Origin of the sequence: Pelagibacterium sp. H642, from assembly GCF_031202855.1 — a bacterium.
Taxonomy (GTDB): Bacteria; Pseudomonadota; Alphaproteobacteria; order Rhizobiales; family Devosiaceae; genus Pelagibacterium.
In genome coordinates, this window is record NZ_CP101829.1 from 1,108,675 (window position 1) to 1,134,312 (window position 25,638).

Here is a 25,638-nt window from a genome sequence, read left to right on the forward strand (position 1 = left end):
CCTCTGCGGAATTATATTCGCCGGCCAGGTGCCGGCACAAAGCGGCATCAGGCGCAAATCGGGTCGGCACAATGGGAGGAGAGAAGCACTAATGCATTAGTGTTGAAGTTGTACGCGGGATGCGCTAAACGGGACGAAAGGCCGATGCGCGAGAGGCGCTGCCGAGGAGGAGTCCATGAGCGAAAACGAAACCAAAAACTCCCGCCGGAGCGATCGCTGGTTCGTGCCCGACGATCTGCGTTCGATGGGGCATCGCTCGCGCATGCTGCAGATGGGCTATGACGAGGCTGATTTTCTCGGCAAGCCGATCATCGGCATTGTCAACACCTGGTCCGACACCAATCCGTGCCACGCCCACTTCAAGGAACGGGTCGAAGACGTCAAACGCGGCATATTGCAGGCCGGTGGCTTTCCGGTGGAGCTGCCGGGGCTCTCGCTCTCGGAAAGCCAACTCAAGCCAACCTCCATGCTCTATCGCAATATGTTGGCGATGGAGACTGAGGAGATGCTGCGCGCCCACCCCATAGACGGCGCCGTGCTGATGGGGGGCTGCGACAAGACCACACCGGGACTGGTGCTGGGGGCGGTGAGCGCAGGCTATCCCATGATCTTCCTGCCTGCCGGCCCGATGCTGCGCGGCAATTATCGTGGGCAGCCGTTGGGGTCGGGTTCGGATTCCTGGAAATATTGGGACGAACGGCGGGCTGGCGTGATCGGGGAAGCCGAATGGAAGGAAGTGGAACAGGGCATCGCCCGCTCCTACGGCCATTGCATGACCTTCGGCACGGCGAGCACTATGACCGCGATCGCTGAGGCGCTGGGGCTGACCCTGCCCGGCGCGAGCTCGATTCCGGCCGCCGACACCAACCACAACCGCATGTCGACGCAAACCGGGCGGCGCATCGTTGAGATGGTGGCCGAGGGGCTGACGCCCGACAGGATCCTTACCCGCGATGCCGTGGACAACGCGGTGATCGTCGCAATGGCGACGGGGTGCTCGACCAATGCGGTGGTTCATCTGCTTGCCATGGCACGACGGGCCGGCGTCGACCTCACGCTCGACGATCTCGACGCCGCCAGCCGGGTGACCCCTGTGCTGGCCAATATTCGGCCTTCGGGCAAGACATACCTCATGGAAGATTTCTACTTCGCCGGCGGATTGCGGGCGCTGATGGGGCAGCTCAGGGACCGGCTCAATCTCGATGCGCTGACCGTTTCCGGGCTTACGCTGGGGGAAACGCTCGAAGGCGCGGAGATCCACAACACCGACGTTATCCGGCCGCTCGACAACCCGATCTACCACGAGGGCTCGCTGGCTGTGCTGCGGGGCAATCTGGCGCCCGATGGGTGCGTGATCAAACCTTCGGCATGCGAGGCCCGGTTCCTGGTCCATGAGGGGCCGGCGCTGGTTTTCGATTCCTACCCCGAGATGAAAGCGGCGGTGGACGACGAAGACCTCGACGTCACCGCAGACCACATCCTGGTTCTGCGCAATGCCGGGCCACAAGGTGGGCCGGGGATGCCTGAATGGGGCATGCTGCCCATTCCGCGCAAGTTGCTGCGCCAAGGGGTGCGCGACATGTTGCGCATTTCGGATTCGCGCATGAGCGGGACGAGTTATGGCGCCTGCATCCTGCATGTGGCGCCCGAATCCCATATCGGCGGACCGCTGGCGCTGGTCAAAACCGGTGACACCATCAGGGTGGATGTCCCCAACCGGCGCATCGATATGCTGGTTTCCGAAGACGAACTCGCCGCACGCCGGAGCGCCTGGGTGGCGCCCAAGCCGCGTTACGAGCGCGGCTATGGCTGGATGTACGTCAATCACGTGACGCAGGCCGACAAGGGTTGCGATTTCGATTTTCTCGAAACCCGTTTCGGTGGCGCCGTCGCCGAGCCCGATATTTTCTAGGCCTTGGGAGGACCTACCAATGACCCAACCCACTTTCCGCCCCGAGACGCGCGACAAGCTCAAGCATGTGAGCACCGCTACGCTTGCGACGCTTTTGTTCAAGCGCGGCCTGCGCAACCAGTTCATCCAGGACGTGCATCCACTGGGTCGCAAGGCCGAGAACATGGTGGGACCGGCCTTTACGCTGCGCTACATCCCGGCGCGCGAAGACCTCAACGAATTGACGGTCTTTCGCGACCCCGACCATCCGCAGCGCAAGGCGGTCGAAATGGCGCCCGAAGGCGCGGTCATGGTGTTCGACAGCCGCAAGGATGCCCGCGCCGCTTCGGCGGGCTCGATCCTGGTCACACGGCTGATGATGCGGGGCGTCGTGGGGATCGTCACCGACGGGGGGTTCCGCGACAGCCCCGAGATCGCCGAGATGGATATCCACGCCTACCACAACCGGCCTTCGGCGCCCACCAACCTGACCCTGCACCAGGCGCTCGACATCAACGCGCCGATCGGATGCGGGGATGTTGCCGTGTGGCCGGGGGACATTATGGTGGGCGATGGCGAAGGCGTGATCGTCATTCCGCGCGCCATCGTGGACGAGGTGGCCGATGAAGCGGCAGAGATGACGGTGTTCGAGGATTTCGTGCTCGAAAAGGTGCGTGACGGGGCAACGATCATCGGGCTTTATCCGCCGACGCGAGAAGAAAACCAAAAGGCCTTTGCCGACTGGCGCAAGCAAAACGGCCGCTGAGCCGAACCGGAGGGGACGAGATGACCGACAAACCGCATATCCTTAAGGCCGCCAAGCTCTCGGAGAAAACGCTGGGCGAGCTGGCGGACCGGTTCATCGTCCACGCCCTTCCCCAAGACGCCGGAGAGGCATTAAGGCTTTTCGAAACTGTGGGACCGCAGATCCGCGGGCTGGCGGTGCGCAAGACGATCATAGACAAGGCAATGATCGACCGGCTGCCGGCCCTCGAGATCATCTCCAGCTACAGCGCGGGAACCGAGAATATCGATACCGCCTATGCGCGGGACAAGGGCATTGCGATCAGCAACACCTCGCACATTCTGGCGCTGGAGGTTGCCAATCTAGCCTTGGCGCAAATCCTGGCACTGACCCGCGAGATGATCAATGCCGACCGTTTCGTGCGGGAAGGCAAGTGGCCTACGGATGTCTTCCCCCTCGCCCGCTCCCTCAAGGGGATGCGGGTGGGGATTGTCGGCTTCGGTCATATCGGCAGCGAGATCGCCAAACGGCTGGAGGTGGTGGGGGCGAAGCCCTCGTACACCGGCCCCAACCGCAAGCCCACGGAGTTGCCGTTCTATGAAACGCCGCTGGAACTGGCCCGCGCCAACCAGATGCTGGTGATCACCTGTCCGCTGACCCCGCAGACGCGGGGGATGATCGGCGCCGAAGTGCTCGGTGCGCTGGGCCCCGATGGGTATCTAGTCAATATCGCGCGCGGACCGATCGTGGACGAACAGGCGCTGATCGCGCTTCTGGCGCGGGACGGGCTGGCCGGGGCGGCGCTCGACGTGTTCGAGGATGAGCCCAACGTGCCCCAAGCGCTGATCGATGACCGCAGGGTGGTGCTGTCCCCCCATATCGGTTCGGGAACCGTCGAGACACGGCAGTTCATGGGCGATGCCATGGTGGATGCGCTCGTTGGAAAGCTGGGCGGCGAACCTTTCGCGCGCCCGAATTAGATCGTATCGGGCGGGATGGCGCGGCGGGCGCGGCGACCTTCCCAGAAGGCGCTGTAGACGACGCCGGCAAAGATCAGTGCGCCGCCGGCGAGAACCGTCAGCTCTATACTCTCGGCAAAGAGGAAATACCCTAGAATCGCAACGATTGGCAGGCGGATGAAATCGACCGAGATAACCATCGAGGCGTCCGCCAATTTTAACGCGCGGGCGATGGAAAGCTGCGCGATCAACCCGCCAACGCCCTGAAGCGCCATCAGCCCCAATGCGGTCGGGCTGGGCCAGACCCAGACAGGAATGGCGATCAGCAGCGCGATGGGCACGGTCACCACGAGGTTGAACCAAACGATCCGCAGCGGCTCCTCTCGGCCCGAACTCACCTTCATCAGCAACGCGACACCGGCGAGCCCGATGGCCGAGCCGAGCGCGAGCATGACGCCGGAGCCGAATTCGATACCCGGCGGCTGGAGGATGATCAACATGCCCACGAGCCCGGCGAAAATCGCAAGAATGCGGTGAAAACCCACCCCTTCGCGCAGGAACAGCATCGATCCCAGCGTCACGAACAGGGGCATGGTGAAAGCCAAGGCGGTGACCAGTGCGATGGGCAGCATGGTAATGGCCATGAAATAGGCGACCAGCGCCAATAGCTTGATAATGGCGCGCAGCGAATGGAGTGGCCAAAGACCGTTGGCGTCGAAACTGCGCTGCGCCGGTTTCAAAATGAAGAACAGGGCAAGGAGCGAAAAGAAGTTACGAAAAAACGCGATCTCTAGCGCATGAACCTCGCCGGAGACGAACCGCACGAACACCGTGTCGAGCGCCGCCATGATGACGTTAAAGCCCATCAGAACGAAGGCCAGGATGACAGGCGGCATGGGAGGAGCTTTCATTGGGCGGATCGAGCGCCGGCCTGTCACGCCGGCGCCGCCGATGGATCAGGCCGCCGTGGCGTTTTCCCATTTGGGCCTGGGCGCGGCTTCGATCAGCTTGCGGGTATAGGGATCGGCCGGATTCTGGAACAGGGCCTCGGTGCGGTTCTGTTCGACCACCTTGCCCGACTTCATCACCAGGATGCGGTCGGCGAAATTGCGCACGATGGGCAGATCGTGAGTGATGAAGATGTAGGAAAGCCCCAGCCGGTCGCGCAGATCGCCCAGAAGGTCGATGATCTGCATCTGGATCGAAACGTCCAACGCCGAGACGGCCTCATCGCAAACGAGCAGTTCGGGATCGCAGGCGAGCGCCCGGGCGATGGCGATGCGCTGGCGCTGGCCGCCCGAGAACTGATGCGGATAGCGTTTGGCGTGATCGGCATTGAGCCCGACGAGCGCGAGGAGCTCGGCCACCCTGTCACGCCACTGGACGCGCGCCAGGATATCCTTGTGGATGCGCCAGGATTCGGAGACGATCGAGAATACGTCCATGCGCGGGTTCATTGAGCTGTAGGGGTCCTGGAACACCATCTGCACGCGGCGCCGGAAGGCCAGGAGCTGCTGGCGATCCATCTTGAGGACATCGTCGCCATGGAACAGGGCGGCACCACTGGTCGCATCGGTCAGGCGCAGCAGGATGCGGGCGATGGTGGACTTGCCCGATCCGGACTCCCCCACGATACCCAGCGTTTCGCCGCGCTTTAACGTGAAGGAAACATCATCGACGGCGTTGAGCACGCGCGGGGCGCCGAACAGGCCCGGTGAAAGCTGATAGCTCTTGCACAAATGCTCGACGGCAAGGATCGGCTCGGTCCCCGCCGCGCGCTCGGGGGCTTCGATATGAGCCGGCAAGGCGCCCATCAATTGGCGGGTATAGGCGTGCTCGGGGTGGTCGAACACTTTCCGCGCGTCGCCTTCTTCTACGATGCGGCCGTTTTTCATGACGACGATGCGATCGGCCATGTTGGCGGCGACCTCGAGGTCGTGGGTGATCATGATGATCCCCAGCCCCTCCTCGCGCTGGAGATCCTTGAGAAGATCAAGAATCTGCGCTTGGACGGAGACGTCGAGCGCCGTTGTCGGCTCGTCGGCGATCAGCAGTTCAGGGCCGAGCGCGATCGCCATGCCGATCATGATGCGCTGGCGCTGGCCGCCCGAGAACTGGTGCGGGTACCAGTCGATACGCGTTTCGGGCTCGGGGATGCCGACGCGGCGCAGGATGTCGATGCTGCGCTGCCGCGCTTCGGCGCTGCCCGCCTTCTTATGGGCGGTATAGACCTCGGCCATCTGCCAGCCGATGGTATAAACCGGATTGAGGTGGGAAAGCGGATCCTGGAAGATCATGGCGATCTTGCAGCCATTGATCGACCGGCGGGCCCCTTCGGAGAGGTGGGTGATGTCCCTGCCCCTATACTGGACGGTGCCGGAGACGATCTCGCCCGGCGGGGTATCGATCAGCCCCATGATGGCGCTGGCGCTCACCGATTTTCCCGAGCCGCTTTCGCCCAGGATGACCAGCGTTTCTCCGGCTTCGACCGAAAAGCTCACCTCTTCGGTGGCGCGGAACGCACCGGTCGCGGAGTGGAAATCAACAGTGAGGTTGTCGACCGAGAGCAAGGACGTGGCTGAATTGCTCATTTGCGCTTCCCCCGTTTTGCCAGTTCGAGCCGCCAGCGCTGATGCGGATCGGCATAGGTCCGCCACCAACTCGAGAGAATGTTGAGCGAAAGGGTGGTGAGAAGGATAGCCAGACCCGGCCAGAAGGCGACCCACCAGGCGGTAGCGAGATAGCCGCGGCCGGTGGCGACCATCGAACCCCAGGTGAAGGCGGGCGCCTGAATGCCGAGCCCGAGAAAGCTCAGCGAGGATTCGGCGAGAACGACAGTGGCAAAGTCGATGGCGCCGATGGTGAGGATGGTAGGCACCACCATCGGCGCGATGTGACGGAAGACCAGCCGCAGATGGCTGGCGCCGAGCGCCGTCGCGGCGCTGACGAACATGCGCTCGCGCACTTCGAGCACTTCGGCGCGCGTGGTGCGCAGATAGATCGGCACACGGGTGATGGCGAGCACAAGGACGAGATTGGGGATGGATGGCCCCAGCGCGAACAGCACGATGAGCGCCAGAAGGAGCGAGGGAAAGCTCATCACGATGTCGGTGGCGCGCATGATCAGATTGCCCAGCCAGCCGCGGGAATAGCCGGCGATGAGGCCGAGCGTGCCGCCGATGAGCAGAGAGCAAAGCACTGCGAACGCCGCGATGCCGAGGGTATTGCGCGCGCCAACCGCCAGACGGGCAAGAAGGCTGCGGCCAAGCGTGTCGGCGCCCAGCACATAGGCAAAGCCCTGTTCGAGCGAAAACGGCGCCATATTGCGCGCCCGGAAATTGGGCGATTCGGCGAGATCGCCGATGAGCATGGGGGCAATGATGGCGCAGAGCGCGACGAGGATCAGAAAGATCGTCGCCGTTCCGGCCAGGGGGTCGCGGAACAGGAGCTTGGCCGGCAGGGGAATGCGGCTCGTGCGCCCTTTGGCGCTTTGGGTTTCCATGGACAGAACACTCATGCTGCTTGATGCCGGATGCGCGGATCGAGCGCTGCGTAGATGAGGTCGATCACGATGTTGAGGACGAAGATCGCAACCGCCGTCACCAGCACTGTGGACTGGATGAGGGCGAAATCGCGACGCAGGATGGCGTCGATCATCAGCTTGCCGATGCCCGGCCAGCCGAAAATGGTTTCGATGACCACCGCGCCGTTGACGAGCGTGGCGGTGAGGTCGCCAGCGACGGTCACGACCGGCAGCATGGCGTTGCGCAGGGCATGGACGAAAAGGATTTTCCGCCCCGAAACACCCTTGGCGCGCGCCGTCTTGACATAGGGCGAAGTTAGAACGCCGAGCATCGAACCGCGCACCACCTGGGTCAAAAGCCCGAAGGGCCGGAGCATCAGCACTGCGATCGGCATGATCCAGTGGAGCGGCGTGCCGGTGCCCGAGGTGGGCAGCAGGCCCAGGGAGACCGAGAAGACCAGAATTGCGACGATCGCCACCCAGAAATCGGGTGCGCTGGCGCCCGCCAGCGAAACCGTCGTCGCGACGCGATCGAAAAAGCCGTTGGGCCGCGCGGCGGCGAGCGCGCCCACCACCAACGCCAGGGCGATGGCGAGGCTCATGGCGATGGCCGCCAGCTTGAGCGTTTCGGGAAAGGCTTCGAGCGTCACTTCCATGGCCGGCCGGTTGCGGCTCAGCGCGGTGCCGAAATCGAGCTGCACGAGATCGACGAGATAACGCCCGAACTGGACATAGAGCGGATCGTTGAAGCCGTTGAGCTCGTTGAAGGCCTGGCGCTGCGCCTCGGTCGAATCGAGCGGCAAGTAGAGATAGGCGGGATCACCCGTGAGCCGGGAGAGAAAAAACACAAGCACCAGCAGGCCGGCGACTGCGATAAGGCTCTGGATCGACCGTCTGAAGACGTATGCGAACATAAAACTCCTCCTTGGCCGCTCGGCCGCCCCCGCCGCCGATGGCGGGGCGGACGCTTGCAGCGTCCGCCCGCTCCGAAATTATTGTGCGAAGCTGATCTCGGAAAGACGGACCTCGCTGTTGGTCTTGAGATCGGGCTGGTACTCGATGCGCTCCCCGACGCGGACATAGCCGATCATGTGATACATCGGGACATCGGCGATGATCTCGTCATGGACCATGGCGAAGGCCTGGGCGAAGAGATCGCAACGCTCCTGCCCGCTCGAGGTCATGGCGTCGAGGATCAGCGCGTCGAGCTCCTCATTCTCGACAGTCGAATACTGGCCTTCGCTCGTATACATGACCGGCACCGTGAACCCTGCGTCGCCCGTGCTGTTGTCGTGTTGCTGCTGAAAGATGGTCGGGTTGCGGCCTTCGGGAAAGGGCTTGTCGAGATAGCGCACCCAATCGGCGGCTTCGAGTTGCTGCACGGTGATGTTGAGGCCCAGATCAGCCCACATGGCTTGCATGGCCTCTACGGATTCGGCTGCGTTGGGGAAGAAGCCGTTGCGAGCGATAATCGTCAATTCGGTATCGACAGGCACGCCATCGGCGCGTGCTTCCTCGATCAACTGGCGGGCGCGTTCGGGATCGAACTGCCAGGGCTGGATGGCGTCATTGAAGCCGCAATTGCCCGGGGGCACCATCTGGTTGGCACGGAGCACGTCGGGCCCGAACAGCGCTTCGCCCATGCCTTCCCAGTCGATGGCGATGTTGAGCGCCTCGCGAACGCGGACGTCGTCAAGCGGGGGCATTTGCATGTCGAGGCGCATGCGGGTGGTTTCGGAGTTGAGATAGGCGAAATCGGTTTCCGGGTTGGTCGCGTCCTGAACGGCGATAGCCGGGGTAAGATCGGCCTCGCCGGTCTGGACCATGGCGGCCCGGATCGCCGATTCCGAACGCCATACGAAAGTCGCTTCGGTGACGGCCGGCGCCTCGCCCCAATAATCCTCGTTGCGGGTGAGCAGGATGTGCTCGTTATCGGCCTCGGCAAGCACATAGGGACCGGTGCCGACCGGCTCATTGACTTCGGCATCGAAGGGCATATTGGGCGAGACGATCTGCACTGTGCCCATCAGCGTAGGCATGATGGGGATAGCGATGTCGGAAACGATCTCGACGGTATATTCGTCCACAGCCGACGGAGTCAGCGTCACGTCACCGAACTTGGAGCGGCTGTCGCAGGTGAGGGCCGGATTCATCAGGCGGTTAATGGAATTGACCACGGCTTCGGCATTGAGCGGAGCGCCGTCCTGGAAGGTAACGTCCTCACGCAGGGCAAAGCGCCAGGTGAGATCGTCGACCTGCTCCCATTCGGTCGCCAGGTGTGGCTCCACCTCACCGGTTTCGACATTGATGTCGGTCAGCGTCTCGGTGATGTTCATGTTGATGACGCGCCCGATATCGGCGCGGATCGAGCGGCACGGCTCGAGATTGGCGGGCTGTTCAGGCAGAACGACAGTCACCTCCTGAGCCATCCCCACACCCGACATCAAGCCCACCACCAGTGTGCCCGCTACACTTGAAAACAGTTTCGTCCTGATCGTCATGGTTCCTCCTCCTCGATCATGGTCCTTTTGGAGTTGCCTCAAGGGGAGGCGCAGCCGGACCCCGCCACACCTCTACCGAACCTTCCTATGCCATCGGCATCACCGGCAATCGCACTAGAGCACTAATGCATTAGTCAGTCAATGTCTCTCTGCGGCAGACCGGATGTCTGAGCTTCTCGGCGCTACTTGGCGCAGGTTCGCATCCGCCCTAAGCCGCTTCGGCGCGCCGGCGGGCCGCGGCTTCAGCCGCCATCAGCGCTGCGACCTGCGGGCGGATCAGCACCTTTTGATCCTCGTCGAGATTGGAGACCAACGGCATCAGCGGGCCGCAATCGGCAATCCCCGAGAGGGTTATCCCATCGTGCAGCACCGAGGTACCGCCCAGCCCGGCCCGGGTCTTCTCGAAATCAAGGAATGGGGCACTCAGTTTCCGCGCCAGATCCATCTCGCCGGCGCGATAAAGCGAAAGCAGCTCGTTGGCGGCAGCCGGAGCGATACAAACCGCGCCGGAGGTAAAAGTCGCCATCCGACGCGCGCCGATATGGTCGTGAATCGGCGTCTCGCCCATGCCGGATGCGATGCGGTCGACGCCAACGGCCTCGATCAGCGCGTCGAGATAGGAATCGTCGCTCGGCTCATCACGCTCGACTGCATATTTGACGAAGTCGACCGCCCCCTCTTCGACCAGGTGCGCCAGCGCTTCGGGATCGATATAGCGGTCGCGCTTGATGTAGAGCACGATGCCGAAGCCGAGGCGGTCGGCAAGGCGACGAGCCCCCTCGGCAACGCCGCCCGGGTCGGACGGAAAGGCCATGGGCAACAGCAGCACATTGCGCACGCCTGCCTTGCGGATATCGCCGGCCTGATCCATCGCCTTGCCGAAATCGGGACCGACGGAAAAAAGGATGCGCAGGGATGGTGGGCAATTGGCAAACAGCACCGCGAGCGCCTCGCGGAAGCTTTCAGCTCCGAAGTGATAGAGATTGGCGTTGCCGCCATAAAGCACTGATGTAATGCCGCCCTCGGCAATGTGACGCATCAGGTCGCGGTTTGCAGTTTCGGCAACCGCGCCCTCGGAGGTCAGGGCAATAGGTGGAACGGCGACCACCGAACGGGTGTAGTCCGAAGGCGTCAACGGGGGCTGGCTCACTATCTGTCCTCCTGCATTAGTGCGCCAGTCGTAGCGACAAGCATCTAGCCTGTCAATAATGTTTACAGCATCAGGGCGCGATCGTCTTGTCGAGCATGCGGCGGCGCGCCTGAACAATGTGATATTCCATAGCGATACGCGCCGCTACAGCATCCCGCCCGCGAATAGCGTCCACAATATTTGAATGTTCCTGGGCCACCAGCATGCCCCGTTGCGGTGAGCGCGAACTTGTTAACTTAAGTGACACCGTCATGAAATCGCTCAACCGCACCTCCGGCCCTTCGAGGCTTTCGACGAAAAACTCGTTGCCGGCCGCTTCAGCAATGGCGATGTGGACCTCGCGATCGGACTGCCAGAGGAATTCGCCCTTTTCGATTTCGGCGAGGAATTTGTTGTGTGCCTCCATGATGCGCGAGAGCTGGGCCGCGCTGCGACGCTCGGCAGCCAGGGCGGCCGCGGCACCTTCGACGACGAGCCGAAATTCCTGGTAGCGCTGATAGCGGGCGATCTGCGCCATATCGGCGGCGGCCGAGAGGTCTTCCGGCGGGCTGGAAAGCACATAGCTGCCGCTTCCCTTGCGCGATTCGATCAGCCCATCGCGCTGGAGTCGCGATAGCGCATCACGAACGACGGGCCGGGAAACGCCATAACGTTCACCCAAGAGTTTTTCGGACGGCAGCTTGCTGCCCGTAGGGAAAGCTCCGCTGGCGATGCTCGAGAGAATCCGCCCGTAAACCTGGTCGGCAAAGGTCGAAGGACGCTCGGCTTGCTGCTCGGTTTCGACTTTGATCATCTGTCCCTCACGCGGTTCTTGGGCACTGCGGCTGGCCATGCCGCCGCTTAAGTAGTAATGCATTAGCATCAAGATTCACGTCCGACGGCGTCATGTCCACACTTACTTCGAAAAGCCGCATCGCTCTGGACCGGACCCGCCAGGTCGCGCCCCAGATCGTCGAATATCTCCGCGAGCGAATCCTGGCGCTCGAGTTGATCCCCGGCTCGACCATATCGCGCACCGCGCTGCAGCAGCAGTTCGGGCTGAGCCAAACCCCGGTGCGCGATGCGCTGCTCAAGCTCGAGGAAGAGGGGCTGGTCACCGTCTATCCGCAATATGCGACGCTGGTTTCGCGCATCAATATCGACATGGCCCGGCAGGCCCATTTCATGCGTCGGGCCGTCGAGTCCGACGCGGTTCGCGTTCTTGCCGAAACCGGCAACAAGGCGGCGGTGGCCGATATGACAGCCGCCAATGCCCAAGTGCGTGAGCGCGCCCAGCGCAAGGATCATGCAGCATTTCTGATCGCCGACCGGGAGTTCCACCACACCATTTTCCGGCACGCCGATATCCTCGAACTCTGGCCGATCCTGCGCCGCCACAGCGGGCACCTCGACCGGCTGCGCATGCTCAACCTGCCCAATATCGGTATGGAACGGGTGGTCGATCTGCACGATAAGATCATCCAGGGCATTGCTGCAGAGGATCCGGCGGCCGCTGTCGAAGCAATGCGCGAGCATCTCTCCAAGACCCTCTCGATGCTCGATTGGGTCGGCAGCCAGTACCCCGATTATCTCGAACTCTGAGAGCGCGCGGTATTGGCGGTCCGCTGGAGCCGATTGCGGTTGCAAATGAATCTCCCCTTTCGTACCAAGGGAGGAGATCAAAATGGAGGAGGTCGCGCAGCGACAGGCCAGGGCGTGGAGGATCGCCTCTTGGCCGGACGATCTGCGTTCGACACAGAATTTAGTATGCGTGCACTGTTTGCAGCTTCCCCTCGCTACACTGCTGCCCATAACCGCTCTCGGCCGGTAAGCTTTTCGGCACTGATCCTGGGACTCGTCCTGATGGCGGCTCCACATGCAGCGCCGGCGCAGCAACTAGAAGGTCCGGTCCATATCGGGGTCATCCGGCCTCCGATCGAAGATGCCGATCCGTTGATGGCGCCGGTGGCCCGGTCCGCGGAACAGGGCGCGATCATGGCCGAAGAGGAATTTGCCTTTAACGCCGATATGTTCGGGTTCGATTTCGCGGTCGTGCAAGCAGAGGCGCAAGGCGCCGATGTCGTCGCGGCGGCCGAGGAGCTTCTCGATTCCAGAGATGTCTACGCATTCGCGGGCGGGTTCGACGGGCAAGAGGCCCGGTTGCTCAGCGAACTTGCCGACGAACGGAGCATTCCCTTCATCAATCTTCTGGCTGCCGACGATGCGCTGCGCAACCAGATGTGCAGCGCTTCGACCTTCCATATGTCGCCCAGCGCCGCGATGTATCTCGATGCGCTGGCCGGTTGGTATGTGCGCGCCGGATTCCGCAACTGGTTCACCGTGGTTGGTGATACCGAGCAAGCCCAAGCGCAGCATGAGCGTTTGCTGTGGGGGCTGAACGAGCGTCATTTCGGAGCGCGCGAGGCAGGTTCGGCGACGATGACCGCCGGTGGCACGCTGGGGGCCGATACCGTCGCTGCAATCGAAAGCGCCGGCGCCGATCTGGTCGTACTTCTGGTGCCGCCTCAGGATCAGTTGAGTGCACTGGCCACGCTGGAAGAAGCCGGGCTGGAGCTGATGGTGACCGGGTTTCCCGATCCGGCAGCGCAAACGCGTGAATTTTTCATCCAATCAAGCCGGGCCGCGCCTGTACTGGGCTCGGGTATGAGGGCCACGGCCTGGGAGCCCACGCTCGACGCCTATGGCGCGCGCGAACTCAACGCGCGTTACATGCAGCGTTGGGGTGAACCCATGGAGCAGGCCGCCTGGGCCACATACCAGGCGGTCAAAGCCTTTTTCGAGGCCGCGACATTTACCGGCTCGACCGAGCCCGAAAGCGTCTTTGCCCATCTTAGCGCGCCCAATTCGGTGTTCGACGTCTGGAAGGGAATCGGCACGTCCTTCCGCCCCTGGGATCACCAGATGCGCCAGCCGCTCTATCTCGTCGACATCGATCCCGAAGCGAGCGAGCCGCGCCTTGTGGGGCAATTGGTGGGGGAATTGCCCGCCATCTACATGCCCGGCACCGATCCCGTGGAGCGGCTGGACCAATTGGGCGACCTGGAAGCACAAAGCAGCTGCCAGTTTTAAGTTTACGGCTAGGAGGAGGACCACAATGGATTCGATAACGCGCAGATTGCGCACCATTGCCCTTATGGGCATTGCAGGCATGATGCTGCCGACCGTAAGCGTTGCGCAGGAGGAAACCTACAGGGTTTACGTCGCGAACGAATTCAGCGCCGATATATCGGTGATCGACTCCGCGACCCAGGAAGTGATCGATACCATCGTCATCTCCGACCGGGCCGGCGAAGTGCGCCCGCGCGGCATGGCGGTGAGCCCAGATGGCTCGACCATCTACATTTCGGTGAGCGATTTCTATCCCGAGCGGCAGACGCCAGAGGATTCGATCACCATCGTCGATGTCGAGAGCAACGAGATCGTCAACGAGATCGATGCAGGCGGCAATCCCGAGCGCCTTGCCGTCAGCCCCGACGGTTCGCAGATATGGGCTTCCCTTGAAGCCTTGGCGTTGGGCGCCGGCTATGATGCGCAGACGGGGGAGCAGCTCGGCGAATTCCGTGTCGGAATCGAGGCCGAGGGTGTCGCCGTCAGCCCCGATGGCCGCTGGGCCTATGTGACGGCGGAAGCCACCCACACGGTGACCATCATCGATATCGAGGCGATGGAAGCGGTCAAGCACGTCATGGTGGGTAACCGGCCGCGCGTCGTCGAATTTTCGACCGATGGGACCAAAGCCTATGTGACTGCGGAAATCGGCGGAACGATCTCGGTGATCGACACCGAGCAGCAGGTGGTGACCGATACGATCGATCTGGGGCTCGATTCCCGGCCCGTGGAAATCGCGGTGTCGCCCGACGGCAGCCGGCTCTATGTCGCCGGCGGCGGCACGAGCTCGGTCTATGTGATCGATACGGCGACCAATGAGGTGATCGAAACCATCAGCGAGCAGATGGGACGGCGGCCCTGGGGCATCGCCATCACTCCCGATGGCAGCCGCGTGTTCACGGCGAACGGGCTTTCCGACAGCGTCTCGGTGATCGATACCGAGAGCCTGACGGTGATCAACAACATAGCGGTGGGCCGTGGCGCTCACTCGGTTGAAATCGGATTGGTGCCGTCCAATGACTAAGCGCTTTCCTCTTTCCATCAGTGCAATCGCACTTTCGCTTGCCCTCGCGCCTGCCACCGGCTTTGCGCAATATTCGGGCGACCCCTTCTTCGAGAATACTGTGGCGCTGAGTCAGGCCTATGGGCTGGAGTCGATCGGGCTGGGGCTCGATCTCGCCTCGGAGTTCGAGGCCCCCTATGACGATGAACTGGTCGAGACCGTCGAAGGGATAACCGGGGCTTCTCTCGAACGTTTCGAGGGTACGCTGGCGACGACCGATGCCGAGCTGGCGCAAAACCTGCGCGCCGCGCTCGAGGCGGTAGCGGAAGCAGCCGAAGCGGGCGAGGACACTTCGGCTTCTGTCGAGGAGGCACGGGCGCTTCTGATCCAGGCCTATGATGTGGTCATTCCCGAAAATCTGCGCGGCACGCCCGCGTTCACCGGCGGGGTGATGATCCAGCTCCTGCTGGCCGAAGGCGGGGTGGCGGAAGGCTATGAAGAAGCCGCCGAAGGGAACGAACCCTGGGAATATCCCAATGGTTGGGTTGCGCTGCAGCGCGTCAAAGCGCTTTGGAGCGAGATCGAGGCCGATGCTTCCGAGCAACAGGTGGCTGACGCCCAGGAGATGTTCGAAACGCTCGACGGGCTCTACCCGCAAGCCCAGCCGCCGGAATCGGTCGCCGGCTGGAACCCGGAAGAGGCCGAAGCACCGGCCCAGCGCCTGGGCGGCATTGTCGAAACAGTGGTGGATGCAAATCTCTATCCCGGGCGGGATGCCGCGCGGCTCGCCGGGCATATTTCCGCTCTTGCGAGCGAGGCTTGCGCCGCTTACGGCGAAAATGAAGCCGTGGCGCGAGAGACGCTCTATGCCCTCTACGACCTCTATGACGGCGAACTGGCCGGCGTTGCCAACCTGTTCGTGCCCGAAGACGAGGAGACGGCATCGGACATGTTCGGTGCCCTGATCGGTGCCGGAGATGACGACGATGATGAGGAAGGCGCCGAGGACACCGAAGACGAAGGGGACGACGATGATGCCAGCCTCTCGGGTGCCGATGCCTGCAGCGCGTTGCAGACGGCGCTGACCAATATCCAGGGTGCGTTCGGCGCCTGATCGGAGCACGCAGAAGTGGTCGCCATAGACATATCAGGCGTCGAATACCGCTATGGCGACCACAAGGCTGTCGACGGCATTTCCTTGACTGTCGAGAAGGGCGAGTTCTTCGCCCTTCTCGGGCCCAATGGCGCGGGCAAGACGACGCTCCTCAACATGCTTATGACCGTAACGCACCCCAGCGCCGGCCATATCACCATAGCGGGGCAAAATGCGGTCACCGAAACCGCGCAGGTGCGCCGCTCTCTCGGAGTCGTTTTTCAGGATCCGGCACTCGACGACCGGCTGACGGCGGCCGAGAATTTGCAGATCCATACTGTTCTCTATGCCCTGCCCCGCTCCGGCCGCGCCGACGCGGTTGCGCAAGCGCTGCAGTGGGCGTCGCTTGAGGCAGCGCGCGGCAAGCCGGTTCGCAGCTTTTCGGGCGGCATGAAGCGGCGGCTGGAACTGGCGCGGGCGCTGATGCACGAGCCGCAAATCCTGCTGCTCGACGAACCCACGATCGGGCTTGACCCGCAGGGGCGACGCCATTTGTGGGAGCGGATCGCGAGCCTGCGCCAGCGCGGCATGACGGTGCTGATGACGACGCACAATTTGGCCGAAGCCGAGCTGTGCGACCGGGTGGGGATCATCGATCAGGGCAAGCTTGTAGCCGTCGGGGTACCACGGGACCTGATTGAAGCGCATGGTGGCGGACCGGGCGCAACGCTCGAGGATGTGTTCATCGCCCTCACCGGCAAGCAGTTGTTCGACGAAAGTGCGACCGGTCGTGACCTCATGGTCGGGTTTGCCAAGCGCGGGGGTGAACACACCCGGTAAGCCATGGCCAAGTTTTCCCTCGGAATAGATTTCGATGTGATCGCGGTCATGTGGCGGCGCGAGATGCTCCGCTACATGCGCGACCGCTCGCAGATCTTCGGCGGCATCTCGCGCACCGTCCTCTGGCTCGTGATCCTGGGCTTCGGACTGGGCGCGGCCCTGCGCGAGATCGAGGGCTATTCCTATGCCCAGTATATCCTGCCCGGCGTGATTACGCTCAATATCCTGTTCAGTTCCCTCCAATGCGCCGTTTCGCTGGTGTGGGACCGGGAGGTAGGCTTGCTTCGCAGCGTCATCATCTCCCCTGCCCCGATGCTCTCGGTCATCCTGGGCAAGGTCCTGGGCGGCGCTACCATCGCGGTGATCCAGGGCGCGATCCCGCTGCTGTTCATCCCGTTTCTCGATATGCGCGTGACCCCGCACGGGCTCTTTTATGCCCTGGTCATCATGTTCTTCATGGGCATTTCGATCACCGCCGGGGGCATTGTCATCGCCTCGCGGCTCAAAACCTTCGAAGGGTTCGGCTCGATCTCGAACGGCGTCATTCAGCCGCTCTATTTCCTCTCGGGCTCGATTTTCCCCTTGCGCGGGGTGATCGGAGGGGTGGGCTTTCTCGATATTCCCGCTCATCTGCGCGACGAGTTGCGGCAGTTCGGGATTTTTGCGATCGGGGGTGGCTGGATCGTGCAATTACCAATCTGGATCCAGGCGCTGGTCTATATCAATCCGGTGAGCTATCAGCTCGATCTCTTGCGCTTCGTGCTGCTCGATTTCGAGCAGTTGCCGCTCTGGGCCGACCTCACGGTCACCCTCGGGCTGGCGCCGGTGATGACGATATGGGCTGCCTGGTCTGTCGAGCGGATGCTTCGCAGGCGCCGCTGAGCGCCGCGCCTGCTAGCCTCGCTCACGCTTCCTCCGGTCCATCCCCCAGGACATCGAGCCATTGCGCCACGTCATCTTCCGGCTCGCCCGCCGGCAGGCTGCCGGTATAGCGGGCGATATCGACGCGCGTTGCGAGCTGGAGCTGGCGCCACACCACCTCGTCATCGATCTCGAGAACCGCGAGCGGCTGGCGCAACTGGTGGTCCCAGGGGCGGAACGAAACATCCACGCCCTTGGCCACGTCGAAGGTGGTTTCTGGCTTCTCCAGATGCGCGATGATCGCCTCGGCCTCTGTCGAACCGGTGGCCATCACCGTATCGATCACGATCTTGATGGCGTGGAACGCAGCCCAGGCGGTCGGGTCGGCTGGCTCCGCGTAGCGGGCGCGGATCTGGAGATTGAAATCTTCGGCGCCCGGCCCGGTATTGGTCGTATCCCAAAGCGCCACCCGATGCCGCGGGTTGAGGATGGGCAGGCGGTTGCGCGATGCGGCGATGAAATCCCGCGTCTGCGTGATGGTGTGGGGGAAGCTCAGCGTCGGTGTGGTTATCCCCGATTCCTCCATTTGTATCATGAGGGGGAACTGGTCCTGATAGTCGGCGAGCACGAAAATGACATCGGCGTCGAGCGCCGCGAGCTCTTCGATTTCAGCGAAATAGACCGGCAAGGCGGGAGGCACCATGACCGTGCCGACGATCATGCATCCGGATTTTTCAGCGGCACGTTCGGCCCTGCCAGCGAGAGCTGCACCGCGATCACCCGTGTCCGACACCACTGCCCAGCGCCTCAGCCCCTGCTCGGCCGCCAGCAAGCCCATGGCGTCGAGATACATCGCATCGCTGGCCTCGATGTGAAAGAGATAGGGACTGGCGGCCTCGCGGCGGAAGGCGTCCGAGGTTTCCCCCACGTTGAAGAAGGGAATCTGCGCCCGTGCGGCGATTTCGGCAAGCACCTGGGCTTGGCCTTCGCCGACCCCGCCGACAAGGGCGCAGATGTTTTCAGTCTCAACCAGCCGTTCCCCCGCCCTTATTGCCGCCTCGACAGTGGGCGAGGTCGAAAGCAGCACATCGAGCCTTGCGCCTTGCGCTTCGACGCCCGTGCCGAGCTGGGTATCTGCCAGAAGCGCTCCCATGCGGCCGGCGGTGCCGATAAAGTCATTGACCGACGCCCTGATAAAGGAGGCACCGGTTCGAGCCGGAAACACCGTGCCGATGCGGATGGGCGAGGGTACCGTGGTGTTGGCGAGAGCGGGCGCGGCGAGCCCGGCGGTGGCAAGCGCCGTCGCGCCGGCGAGAAAATTTCGGCGAGTGATCGTGGTCATTGCGGCTGCTCCGCGATCGAGAGGGAAGGGCGAGGCAGAGGAAGCGTCGGAACGTTGTACTCGGCCAGAACGGCGTAGATATCGTCCCATCGCCGGGCGATGGCCTGATCGAGAAGATCACGCAACTCCTCGTCACCGAGCCGCAGCGCGATGACGATGGAATGGTACATGGGGGTGAAGGGAATATCGAACTCGGGGACGGGCGTGACCGTGAGAGGAGGGTCCTGCAAGCCCGCATAATATCCAGCAACCGGGCCCCAGGGGACCGCGACATCGATATCGCCTCGGGCGACCGATTCGATGAGAGCGGAAAAACGGGCACCGGCATTCGTGCCCGCGAATTCGGAGCTGACGGTTATCCTGTCGAGCAATCCGCGCCGCGCCAAGGCCAGATGGGCACTCGTGCCCTCCGAGGTCGTGCCCAGCTGCAGTTCGGTCAGGATTTCGTCGTCAAAGGTCGCGATGTCGTAGCCCTCGTCTGCGCGATAAACAAAGGCATAGGGACTGCGATAATAGGCGATGGTAGCAAGAACACCGTCGCCACCATCAGGAACGCCGATCATCATGTCGCAATTGCCTTCGCGCAATTGCTCGCTGACCATGCTGGGAGCCAAGGTCCACCATTGGTAGGTCAACTCGGCGCCGAGCTCGTCGGCGAGGATTTCGGCGATCCTGTTTTCGTATCCCTCCTCCGCACGATTGGACTGGGGCATATAATCGGGGTCCGCGCAGACCCGCATCTCCCACGCGCCGGCGAGAGGCGCCGTCACCCACTGGCTGGTGATGAGAAGGGCGGCGAAAGCTGCGGCAGAGACCACGCGTCCCAGGGGATGATGCGAGCAGCGTTGAGTTGGATCGTTCATGGTCTTTTCCCGGCTTTATTCAGGGCAAAAGGAGGCGACCGGCGCCGTATCCGGGCAGCGGTCGATGCCGAAGATAAAATCGCCCGGCGAGCGGAGCGCGCCGGGCGGGATCTTCTCGCTTCAAACAGCAGGGCTAAAGAGGCCCTGCCCGACCTTAGTCGTTGAGTCTGAAGACATAGAGCGTGCTGCCTTCGCGCTGATAGCGATTGACAGCGTCCGGATCGGCATCGGCTGCCACCTGCACCACGCCGGGGCGGGCAGAGGCGACGAAGGCGATGCGCTGCTCGCCATCGGGGCCGATGAAAGCGACAGGGGAGGCCGAGGACTGGTTGCCCGTGCGGAACTCCCAAACCGTCTCGCCATTTTCGGCGTTGATGGCGCGGAACACGCCCTTGTCGTCACCGCCGACGAACAGCAGGCCGCCGGCCGTGGCCAGGATCGGGTCCTGGGTGGGCTGGACGTAGTCGATGCTCCAGACGGTTTCGCCAGTGACCGGATCGTTGGCCTGCAGCTGGTTCTTGACGTCGGTTTCGTTACCTTCGCGATCGAGCCAGAACTTTTCACCGGCCCACTCGAACAGCGTGTAGGATTCGGTGGCCGGATAGCTGTATTCACCCTCGGTAACGCGCATCTGGCGGCAACCGAACTGAACCGACGTATAGAGCAGGCCGGTCTGGGGCGAATAGGCATCGTTTTCCCAGTTGCGGGCAGCAATGGTCGGGCAGATCACCGCTTCGGTGCCCGTGGGCCCGTCCACCTCGTCCTCGCCGTAAAGCTCGGCCTCTTCCTCGTTCATCGCGATCTGCTCTTCGGTGAGCGCACCCGATTCTGTGTACGTAAGGCGATCTTCGGCATCGGTGAACAGGATCGCTTCGATGTTGTACATCGGGCTGCCGGTTTCCGTGTCGACGCCCTTGAAGATGTTCTGGTAAACGAAGGGCCAGGGTTCGTTCAGCAGCTCGCCGGTGGCACGATCCCAGACATAGAAATAGCCGTTACGCGCGGCGCGGATGATGGTCTGGCGTTCCTCGCCATCGATTTCGATATCGGCAAGCACCGGAGCGCTGGGTTCATCAAGGTCCCACTGGTCCTGCGGAGTCAGGTTATAAGCCCAGACCAGTTCGCCCGTGGTGGCATCGCGGGCCAGCATCGAGGCACAGTAGTTGGACCGGTAGGACTGGACGATCCCATTTTCGTCCATGTCGACCTCGCCCCATTCACGGCGATAGTCGGCGTTCCATGGGCCGCAGTTGCCGGTAGCGTAGTAGAACAGGTTCAACTCGGGATCATAGGTGAAATAACCCCAGGTCGAACCGCCGCCCTGCTGCCAGCTATCCTCAAACCAGGACGCTTCGGCCGGATTTTCGATCTGGTCGAACTCGTAGAAGGGCTGGAAGCGATCGGTGATGCCGACCTCTTCGTCGGGCCCCATCGAGTAGAAGCGCCAAGCCTCCTCGCCGGTTTCGATATCGAAGGCGGTGACATAGCCGCGCACGCCGTATTCACCGCCGGCCATACCGGTGATGTAGAGGTTATCGACGATAAGGCCGTTGCCCACCATGGTTTCGGCATTGTCAATGTCGGTGACCTGGACGTCCCAGATCAATTCGCCGGTTTCCGCGTCGAGCGCATAGACGTGGCCGCCAAGCGATTGGAAGAAGATCTTGCCTTCCGCATAGTTCATGCCGCGGGTCTGAGCGCCGCAGCACGCCACCGGAAGAACCTGCTCAAGATTTTCCGCATCGGCGCGGAACTCCCACTTGATGGCCCCCTGCTCGTTGAGATCGAGCGCGTAGACGCGGTTGGGTTTTGGCGTGATGACATACATGGTGTCACCAACAACCAGCGGGGGCGCCTGCGCCTCGTCGGCAACGCCGAGCTGGAAGGTCCATTCGACGACGAGATCATCGACATTGTCGAGATTGATCTGATCGAGTTCGCTGAAGTTCTGCCCGGAATAGGTGATGTTGGGCATCACGTTGTTGGCCGGATCGGCGGACAACGTCATAACGTCTTCGTTGGCGACGGCAGAGGCTGCCCCCAAGACGACAATTGATGCCAAGGACACGCAGGTCCTCAGCAATCCCAAAGTTCGGATAGCCATTAAGAGTCCTCCCAGGAATCGGCAGTGGCAAAATCTCTTCACGCGACCATGGTGTCTTGTCGGGCACTTGCGTGAGCACGCGAGGGGAATTCGCCTCCAATACCAATCTTGCAGAAGCCCATCACATATTCAAGTATTAGGTGGCATCAAAAATGTTAGTTGCGGAAGTAGCGCGGAGAGATTACGAGAAAAAAAGAGGAGTTGCCGAAAGCATACCGTGCGCGCATCATTGATGCCGAGGACTACCGCTTTGTTGACCATCAAAGTCAACTTAGCAAACCCGGCTAAAGCTTGAGTACTATCGGAGGAGGATTAAATTGAAAAAGCAGATTGGAATCGGATTGGCCGCGATCCTGGCGGCGGGCCTCATGACTGGCTCCGCCTGGACACAGGAATTGGCCAATGACGAGGAATCGCTGGCCCTGCTCATGGAAGAGGGCGAGACGGTTTACGCAAACAACTGTGCCGCTTGCCACGGCGTGGAGGGAGAAGGGGGCGGCGGACCAGCCCTTGTCGGCAGCAGCGTTGTCGAAGGGCGCTCGGCAGTGATCTATCAGATCCTGTTCGGGGCCACCGACCACGGCATGCCGGCTTTTGCTCCAATCCTTTCGGATCAGGAGATCGCGGCGGTCGCGACCTATATCCGCAACTCCTGGGAGAACGACTACGGCATCGTTCTGCCCCGTTCGGTCGAAATGCGCCGCAGCGCGCCGCCGGAAAATCCGGCCGAGGACGCCGAGTAAAGACTCAGGCAATCGATCTACAAATCCGGGGATGTCGCTTGGCGCCGACCTCCCCCTCATGACTGCCAGCCCGCAGGGTACATGCTTGGCCGACATTCCTGTCGGCCTCCTCTTTAGCGCGTCCGAGGGCAATTTCATCTCCGCTGATGCCGCCAACACCTCCAGCGCTTTGCAACCGGGGCGCGAGGCACGCGTTTGATCTCCGAGGTGGGACCAATCAACCCAAGCGGAGGATAAAATGAATAGGCTTTCTGTACTTGCCCTGAGCGTGACGCTCGCCCTTTCAGTGCCCTTGATCGCATCGGCCCAGGATGCCGGCGATGCGTCTGCTGCAATGGACGCCGGAAATGCGGACGATGCGGGTCCCGGCGCGAACGATGACGCCGAAGGCGGCGCGTTCACCTATGATGATCTGAACGCCGCCTTGCAAAGCATGGCCGAGGCCGACCTGTCAGCGGTGACGGCTGATACCGAGATCGAAATCGTACCGCTTTCCGCGCTGCAGGAAGAAGCCACCGAAACGGCCGACGAATATACGGTGAGCGTGCCGGGCGATCAGGCCGATATCTCCGAGATGCAGGCTGCGATCGCGGCCAACTCCCACATCTCCGCCGCTCTTGAAGAAGCCGGTCACACTGTCGAGGATGTCGCTGCGCTCTGGGTGCAAGGCGATGGATCATTGACCATCTTCATTGATGACGGCGACGTCGACGCTGCAGGCACCGATGCGGAAGCCGGCGAAAACGAGCTTGCTACAGAAGGCCAAGCCACTCCCGAAGCCCCGGTCGACGACGCCACTGAGGATACTTCCGCGGATCAATAATTCATCGGCTCGTCACACGCTCGTGCGGCGAGCCGAACTGCCCGTCGATGGGAATCCGATCACGTGGGACGCGCGTACCGCAATTTGGCGCGTTCGCGCGCCTTGGCAGCGACGATCTCACGGTTCTTGGGTGGCGCTTTGGTATCGAGCGCCGTCAACAGCTTGCGCACGGATCGCTCGATCTCCTCCACCGCTTCATAAAATGCAGCTTCATTGGCCTGTGACGGTCGCGTGGACCCCGAGATCTTGCGCACGAACTGGAGGGCGGCGTCATGCATCTCGTTTTTGGTGGCCGGCGGCTCGAAGTTGAAAAGCGGCTTGATGTTGCGGCACATGAACTTCTCCTCCATCACGGACAGTCCACTGTCGCACCGGATCGATAGCGATGCAACGCAAGGCGAACAGTCCCGCCGAACGCGAAATCTGCGAGCAAGCGATTTCAGAAAAGAGAATGGCGCGCCCGAAAGGATTCGAACCTCTGACCCCCAGATTCGTAGTCTGGTGCTCTATCCAGCTGAGCTACGGGCGCGCGGTGCCGGTGCGGTTACGCAGTCGGAAGCATCAGCCCCGATCGGCAGGCGCAACGCTTATAGGAGGTTGGCAGCCATTGCAAGGGCAACGGATGCAAGTTTTCGACGAAATTGTCACCTAACGCCGCTCGCCCGCGCCGAGCGGAAGATCTATCGCAAAGACAGTACCCTCTCCGTCGTCGACGAGTTCGATGGAGCCGCCATTGGCCTCCACCAGTTCGCGCGCGATAGCCAGCCCTAATCCGGTGCCGCCGGCCTTGGCGGACCCTTCAAAGGCCACGAAAAGATTTTCCCGGGCGCGCGGCGGCAGGCCGGGCCCGTTGTCGGAAACCAGCAGCCTGATATTTTCTTCGCCCGCCATGGCCGCAAACCCGATCTCGGGCCTTGAAATGGTCGTGCCGGCAGCTTCCAGCGCTTCACGGGCGTTTTTGAACAGGTTCACCAGAACCCGCGCCAGATGGTCCGGGTCCACCGAGATCACAAGATCATCGGGAACCTTATTGTCGAAAATGATGCGCGGGTGGCCGGTCGCGCCCGCCGAGAGCGCCGCCTCAAACCCCAGGGCACGCAGGTCGACAGGCTGAGGCCGGGGCGGATTGGATTGCTGGCGGCCGTAGTCGAGCACGGTCTGGGCGAAGGCGATGGCTTTGTCGAGCGTGTTGACCAGCCGGGGTGCCAGCCTTTGCACCTGCGGGTCGTCGAGATTGGCCACCTGGTCCGACAAGAGCTGGGCCGAGGTGAGCATATTGCGCAGATCGTGATTGATCTTGGAAACCGCCATGCCCAGATCGGCGAGGTGCCGGCGCTGACGCAGCATGGCAAAGAGTTCGGCCTGGGTATCGGAAAGGGCTCTCTCCAAAATGCCCACTTCGTCCCGGCGTGTTTGGTCGGGCACGATCACCAGCGTGCCGTTTTCCGGATTTTCACGGAAGGCCAGCATGGCGGCGGTCAGCCGCTTGATGGGCCCGATCAAGAGGCTTTCGGTCAGAATATAGATGACGAAGGCGGTGACCCCGGCAATGACGATCGAAACCAGGGCAATGTTGGTGGCATAGGTCACAAGGTCGGCCCTGAGCGGATTTTCCGGCATGAGCACTTCCACCACGGCATCGCTGGTCCCCGGCGGGTGGCCGACGATGCGCAGCGTGCGCTGGCCGCCAAAGGCGAGCGTATCGAGCGCGGCGACGATGGACATCATCGGATTGGTCTCGCGTAGATCGGCGAGATGGGTCTGCTCGGGCATGGTGATGGCATCGAGGACGATCAGGTCGGTCTGCCCCTCGCGCCGGTAGACGATGGCGATGGCACCTGCCGACTGCAGCAGCGGATCGGTGATCTCGACCGGCAGATCCATGACGTCTGGAACCGCATCGAAGACCCTTATCGCCACCCCACCGACGCGCAGCCGGTCCTCGAGCCAGCCGATACGGTAATTGGCGAGCGACGGCAGGAAGGTGGCAATCTGCACAAGGACGATGACCAGCGCGATCGCCGTGATCAACTTGACGGAGAGACCGGTCAGAGGGCCCGGCACCTTGGCGATGTCCCGTGTCATGGCT

23 protein-coding genes and 1 tRNA gene are annotated in these 25,638 nt (G+C 62.3%); 11 read left to right on the top strand and 13 right to left on the bottom strand.

The annotated features are described in order from the left end of the window. Window positions 1-175: 175 nt before the first annotated feature. The 3 genes from araD to NO934_RS05480 are packed head-to-tail and all read left to right on the top strand — an operon-like array spanning window position 176 to window position 3,616. Window positions 176-1,912 carry an L-arabinonate dehydratase gene (gene araD, locus NO934_RS05470; RefSeq protein ID WP_309162795.1) on the top strand — a complete coding sequence of 579 codons (1,737 nt, stop codon included), beginning with the start codon at window positions 176-178 and terminating at the stop codon, window positions 1,910-1,912. A 19-nt stretch (window positions 1,913-1,931) separates the two neighbouring features. Next, window positions 1,932-2,657, top strand: coding sequence for a ribonuclease activity regulator RraA (locus NO934_RS05475; protein WP_309162796.1), 726 nt, complete (start codon window positions 1,932-1,934; stop codon window positions 2,655-2,657). A gap of 20 nt (window positions 2,658-2,677) precedes the next feature. Continuing rightward, entirely contained in the window at window positions 2,678-3,616 is a 939-nt protein-coding gene (locus tag NO934_RS05480) for a 2-hydroxyacid dehydrogenase (protein WP_309162797.1), read from the top strand. On the opposite strand, the gene NO934_RS05485 is transcribed toward NO934_RS05480, so the two are convergent. From NO934_RS05485 to NO934_RS05515, 7 genes are all read right to left on the bottom strand, one after another. After that, window positions 3,613-4,506: a DMT family transporter gene (locus tag NO934_RS05485; RefSeq protein WP_309162798.1), complete on the bottom strand. Its 894-nt coding sequence runs from the start codon at window positions 4,504-4,506 to the stop codon at window positions 3,613-3,615. The two genes, NO934_RS05480 and NO934_RS05485, sit on opposite strands and share 4 nt — an antisense overlap. 45 nt (window positions 4,507-4,551) lie before the next feature. Then, window positions 4,552-6,186, bottom strand: a complete 1,635-nt coding sequence (locus NO934_RS05490; protein WP_309162799.1) for an ABC transporter ATP-binding protein — start codon at window positions 6,184-6,186, stop codon at window positions 4,552-4,554. Next, a complete protein-coding gene (locus NO934_RS05495) occupies window positions 6,183-7,097 on the bottom strand; it encodes an ABC transporter permease (protein WP_309162800.1) in 915 nt (304 codons plus the stop codon). Before NO934_RS05495 ends, NO934_RS05490 begins: the two co-directional genes overlap by 4 nt. Before the next feature lie 11 nt (window positions 7,098-7,108). Beyond that, on the bottom strand, window positions 7,109-8,032 hold the full coding sequence (locus tag NO934_RS05500) for an ABC transporter permease (protein ID WP_309162801.1): 924 nt from the start codon (window positions 8,030-8,032) through the stop codon (window positions 7,109-7,111). Between the two features lie 78 nt (window positions 8,033-8,110). Further along, complete coding sequence (locus NO934_RS05505) at window positions 8,111-9,619, bottom strand: ABC transporter substrate-binding protein (protein WP_309162802.1); 1,509 nt, start codon at window positions 9,617-9,619, stop codon at window positions 8,111-8,113. A 208-nt stretch (window positions 9,620-9,827) separates the two neighbouring features. Further along, window positions 9,828-10,769, bottom strand: coding sequence for a dihydrodipicolinate synthase family protein (locus NO934_RS05510; protein ID WP_309162803.1), 942 nt, complete (start codon window positions 10,767-10,769; stop codon window positions 9,828-9,830). A 70-nt stretch (window positions 10,770-10,839) separates the two neighbouring features. Beyond that, a complete protein-coding gene (locus NO934_RS05515) occupies window positions 10,840-11,562 on the bottom strand; it encodes a FadR/GntR family transcriptional regulator (protein WP_309162804.1) in 723 nt (240 codons plus the stop codon). Window positions 11,563-11,654: 92 nt separating this feature from the next. Here NO934_RS05515 and NO934_RS05520 point away from each other — a divergent pair, with 92 nt between their 5' ends. The 6 genes from NO934_RS05520 (at window position 11,655) to NO934_RS05545 (ending at window position 17,695) form a co-directional block, all read left to right on the top strand. After that, window positions 11,655-12,350, top strand: coding sequence for a GntR family transcriptional regulator (locus NO934_RS05520; protein WP_309162805.1), 696 nt, complete (start codon window positions 11,655-11,657; stop codon window positions 12,348-12,350). Window positions 12,351-12,515: 165 nt separating this feature from the next. Next, on the top strand, window positions 12,516-13,838 hold the full coding sequence (locus tag NO934_RS05525; protein WP_309162806.1) for an ABC transporter substrate-binding protein: 1,323 nt from the start codon (window positions 12,516-12,518) through the stop codon (window positions 13,836-13,838). Between the two features lie 25 nt (window positions 13,839-13,863). Beyond that, the gene (locus NO934_RS05530) at window positions 13,864-14,901 is read left to right on the top strand and encodes a beta-propeller fold lactonase family protein (protein WP_309162807.1); all 1,038 of its coding nucleotides are present in this window, start codon (window positions 13,864-13,866) and stop codon (window positions 14,899-14,901) included. Then, on the top strand, window positions 14,894-15,994 hold the full coding sequence (locus tag NO934_RS05535; protein WP_309162808.1) for a hypothetical protein: 1,101 nt from the start codon (window positions 14,894-14,896) through the stop codon (window positions 15,992-15,994). Before NO934_RS05530 ends, NO934_RS05535 begins: the two co-directional genes overlap by 8 nt. A gap of 15 nt (window positions 15,995-16,009) precedes the next feature. After that, on the top strand, window positions 16,010-16,813 hold the full coding sequence (locus NO934_RS05540) for an ABC transporter ATP-binding protein (protein WP_309162809.1): 804 nt from the start codon (window positions 16,010-16,012) through the stop codon (window positions 16,811-16,813). Between the two features lie 3 nt (window positions 16,814-16,816). Next, window positions 16,817-17,695 carry an ABC transporter permease gene (locus tag NO934_RS05545; protein WP_309162810.1) on the top strand — a complete coding sequence of 293 codons (879 nt, stop codon included), beginning with the start codon at window positions 16,817-16,819 and terminating at the stop codon, window positions 17,693-17,695. A 22-nt stretch (window positions 17,696-17,717) separates the two neighbouring features. Here NO934_RS05545 and NO934_RS05550 read toward each other — a convergent pair whose 3' ends face one another. From NO934_RS05550 to NO934_RS05560, 3 genes are all read right to left on the bottom strand, one after another. Next, window positions 17,718-19,016 (bottom strand): ABC transporter substrate-binding protein, encoded by a 1,299-nt coding sequence (locus NO934_RS05550; RefSeq protein WP_309162811.1) that lies wholly within the window; start codon window positions 19,014-19,016, stop codon window positions 17,718-17,720. Further along, window positions 19,013-19,879, bottom strand: coding sequence for a quinoprotein dehydrogenase-associated putative ABC transporter substrate-binding protein (locus NO934_RS05555; RefSeq protein ID WP_309162812.1), 867 nt, complete (start codon window positions 19,877-19,879; stop codon window positions 19,013-19,015). Before NO934_RS05555 ends, NO934_RS05550 begins: the two co-directional genes overlap by 4 nt. 154 nt (window positions 19,880-20,033) lie before the next feature. Continuing rightward, entirely contained in the window at window positions 20,034-21,887 is a 1,854-nt protein-coding gene (locus NO934_RS05560; RefSeq protein WP_309162813.1) for a PQQ-binding-like beta-propeller repeat protein, read from the bottom strand. 413 nt (window positions 21,888-22,300) lie between these two features. On the opposite strand from NO934_RS05560, the gene NO934_RS05565 reads away from it, so the two are divergent. Both NO934_RS05565 and NO934_RS05570 read left to right on the top strand, forming a co-directional pair. Next, window positions 22,301-22,726 (top strand): cytochrome c, encoded by a 426-nt coding sequence (locus NO934_RS05565; protein ID WP_309162814.1) that lies wholly within the window; start codon window positions 22,301-22,303, stop codon window positions 22,724-22,726. A gap of 238 nt (window positions 22,727-22,964) precedes the next feature. Beyond that, the gene (locus NO934_RS05570) at window positions 22,965-23,549 is read left to right on the top strand and encodes a hypothetical protein (RefSeq protein ID WP_309162816.1); all 585 of its coding nucleotides are present in this window, start codon (window positions 22,965-22,967) and stop codon (window positions 23,547-23,549) included. A gap of 59 nt (window positions 23,550-23,608) precedes the next feature. Here NO934_RS05570 and NO934_RS05575 read toward each other — a convergent pair whose 3' ends face one another. The 3 genes from NO934_RS05575 to NO934_RS05585 all read right to left on the bottom strand — a co-directional run bounded on the left by NO934_RS05575 (window position 23,609) and on the right by NO934_RS05585 (window position 25,634). Continuing rightward, a complete protein-coding gene (locus NO934_RS05575) occupies window positions 23,609-23,884 on the bottom strand; it encodes a DUF2277 domain-containing protein (protein WP_309162817.1) in 276 nt (91 codons plus the stop codon). A gap of 117 nt (window positions 23,885-24,001) precedes the next feature. Then, a tRNA-Arg gene (locus tag NO934_RS05580) sits at window positions 24,002-24,078 on the bottom strand. Window positions 24,079-24,197: 119 nt separating this feature from the next. After that, window positions 24,198-25,634, bottom strand: a complete 1,437-nt coding sequence (locus NO934_RS05585) for a HAMP domain-containing sensor histidine kinase (RefSeq protein WP_309162818.1) — start codon at window positions 25,632-25,634, stop codon at window positions 24,198-24,200. Window positions 25,635-25,638 lie beyond the last annotated feature (4 nt).

Excerpts from the sequence above, each read along its gene's own strand:
- araD (WP_309162795.1), top strand. The coding sequence starts at position 176 with ATGAGCGAAAACGAAACCAAAAACTCCCGCCGGAGCGATCGCTGGTTC.
- NO934_RS05475 (WP_309162796.1), top strand. The coding sequence starts at position 1,932 with ATGACCCAACCCACTTTCCGCCCCGAGACGCGCGACAAGCTCAAGCAT.
- NO934_RS05480 (WP_309162797.1), top strand. The coding sequence starts at position 2,678 with ATGACCGACAAACCGCATATCCTTAAGGCCGCCAAGCTCTCGGAGAAA.
- NO934_RS05485 (WP_309162798.1), bottom strand. The coding sequence starts at position 4,506 with ATGAAAGCTCCTCCCATGCCGCCTGTCATCCTGGCCTTCGTTCTGATG.
- NO934_RS05490 (WP_309162799.1), bottom strand. The coding sequence starts at position 6,186 with ATGAGCAATTCAGCCACGTCCTTGCTCTCGGTCGACAACCTCACTGTT.
- NO934_RS05495 (WP_309162800.1), bottom strand. The coding sequence starts at position 7,097 with ATGGAAACCCAAAGCGCCAAAGGGCGCACGAGCCGCATTCCCCTGCCG.
- NO934_RS05500 (WP_309162801.1), bottom strand. The coding sequence starts at position 8,032 with ATGTTCGCATACGTCTTCAGACGGTCGATCCAGAGCCTTATCGCAGTC.
- NO934_RS05505 (WP_309162802.1), bottom strand. The coding sequence starts at position 9,619 with ATGACGATCAGGACGAAACTGTTTTCAAGTGTAGCGGGCACACTGGTG.
- NO934_RS05515 (WP_309162804.1), bottom strand. The coding sequence starts at position 11,562 with ATGATCAAAGTCGAAACCGAGCAGCAAGCCGAGCGTCCTTCGACCTTT.
- NO934_RS05520 (WP_309162805.1), top strand. The coding sequence starts at position 11,655 with ATGTCCACACTTACTTCGAAAAGCCGCATCGCTCTGGACCGGACCCGC.
- NO934_RS05525 (WP_309162806.1), top strand. The coding sequence starts at position 12,516 with ATGCGTGCACTGTTTGCAGCTTCCCCTCGCTACACTGCTGCCCATAAC.
- NO934_RS05530 (WP_309162807.1), top strand. The coding sequence starts at position 13,864 with ATGGATTCGATAACGCGCAGATTGCGCACCATTGCCCTTATGGGCATT.
- NO934_RS05535 (WP_309162808.1), top strand. The coding sequence starts at position 14,894 with ATGACTAAGCGCTTTCCTCTTTCCATCAGTGCAATCGCACTTTCGCTT.
- NO934_RS05545 (WP_309162810.1), top strand. The coding sequence starts at position 16,817 with ATGGCCAAGTTTTCCCTCGGAATAGATTTCGATGTGATCGCGGTCATG.
- NO934_RS05550 (WP_309162811.1), bottom strand. The coding sequence starts at position 19,016 with ATGACCACGATCACTCGCCGAAATTTTCTCGCCGGCGCGACGGCGCTT.
- NO934_RS05555 (WP_309162812.1), bottom strand. The coding sequence starts at position 19,879 with ATGAACGATCCAACTCAACGCTGCTCGCATCATCCCCTGGGACGCGTG.
- NO934_RS05560 (WP_309162813.1), bottom strand. The coding sequence starts at position 21,887 with ATGACGTTGTCCGCCGATCCGGCCAACAACGTGATGCCCAACATCACC.
- NO934_RS05570 (WP_309162816.1), top strand. The coding sequence starts at position 22,965 with ATGAATAGGCTTTCTGTACTTGCCCTGAGCGTGACGCTCGCCCTTTCA.
- NO934_RS05575 (WP_309162817.1), bottom strand. The coding sequence starts at position 23,884 with ATGTGCCGCAACATCAAGCCGCTTTTCAACTTCGAGCCGCCGGCCACC.
- NO934_RS05585 (WP_309162818.1), bottom strand. The coding sequence starts at position 25,634 with ATGACACGGGACATCGCCAAGGTGCCGGGCCCTCTGACCGGTCTCTCC.